Source organism: Curtanaerobium respiraculi, assembly GCF_024609215.1.
Taxonomy (GTDB): Bacteria; Actinomycetota; Coriobacteriia; order Coriobacteriales; family Eggerthellaceae; genus Curtanaerobium; species Curtanaerobium respiraculi.
In genome coordinates this window covers 1-1,243 of record NZ_JANIPD030000036.1, presented here as the reverse complement: position 1 = coordinate 1,243, position 1,243 = coordinate 1, and the positions used below count along the sequence as shown (strand labels likewise).

Annotated in this window: 1 protein-coding gene; it reads left to right on the top strand. The window is 76.5% G+C overall.

Annotation, left to right across the window (positions count from 1 at the left end; genetic code table 11):
- The coding region (locus NOV21_RS08875) for an amino acid adenylation domain-containing protein (RefSeq protein WP_283171743.1) at positions 1–1,243 on the top strand (1,243 nt) is incomplete at both ends.

The following is a 1,243-nucleotide window of genomic DNA, read 5'->3' as shown; positions in this document are numbered from 1 at the left end:
CGCTCCTCCCCTCCTACGAGCGCGCCTCCCGGGGCGACGCCCGTCCCGCCGCCCCGGGGCCGATCCACGCCGGCTTCTTCGAGCGCGCCGCCGAGGATCCCGGCCGCATCGCCCTGAGGTGGGGGGAGTCGGGGTCGATGACCTACGGCGAGCTCGACCGGGCGGCGAGGAGCGTGGCCGCCTGGCTCGCGCGGCGGGGCGTCGGCCCGGGCGGGCGGGTCGCCCTCCGCCTCCCCAAGGGCCCCCAGCAGGCGGTCGCCTGCCTGGGGGTGGCGGCGAGCGGGGCGTCCTACGTCCCCATCGGCGCCTCGCAGCCCGACCTGCGCGCCGCCTCCATCATCGAGCAGGCGGCATGCGCCGCCGTCGTCGGCCCCGACGAGGTGCGGCGGGCCCTCGCCTGCCCTCCGCTCGCGTCGCCCGCCGCCCCCCCGGCGGACGCCGAGGCCTACGTCATCTTCACCTCGGGCTCCACCGGGGCCCCCAAGGGGGTGTCGATGTCGCACGGGGCGGCCCGCAACACCCTCCGCGACGTGGTGGAGCGCTTCGGCGTCGGCGGGGACGACCGGGTCTTCGCCGTGTCGGCCCTCGACTTCGACCTGTCGGTCTTCGACCTGTTCGGCGTCCTGGGGGCGGGCGGGTCCCTGGTCATCCCCACCGAGCGGCAGCGCCGCGACGCCTCCGAGTGGGCGGGGCTCTGCGAGAGGCACCGGGTGACCCTCTGGAACTCCGCCCCCGCCCTCCTCGACGTCCTCGCCGACTCCTACCCCCGCGCCCTCTCCTCCATGAGGCTCGCGCTGGTGTCGGGGGACTGGGTGCCCCTCGGCCTGCGCGGCAAGCTCCCCGCCCGCGTCCGCCTCGTCGCGCTCGGTGGCGCCACCGAGGCGGGCATCTGGTCCAACTTCCACGAGGTCTCCGAGGTCGACCCCCTCTGGCGCTCGATCCCCTACGGCAGGCCCCTCTCCAACCAGTCCTTCCGCGTGGTGGGCGCCGACGGCCTCGACTGCCCCGACTGGGTCGCCGGCGAGCTGCTCATAGGGGGCGCGAGCCTCGCCTCGGGGTACGTCGCGGACCCCGAGCGCACCCGGGCCTCCTTCCCCGTGGACTCGCGGGGGCGCTGGTACCGCACCGGCGACGAGGGGCGCTTCTGGCCCGACGGCACCATCGAGTTCCTGGGGAGGCGCCAGTCCCAGCAGCAGGTGAAGGTGCGCGGCCACCGCGTGGAGCTGGGGGAGATCGAGGCGGC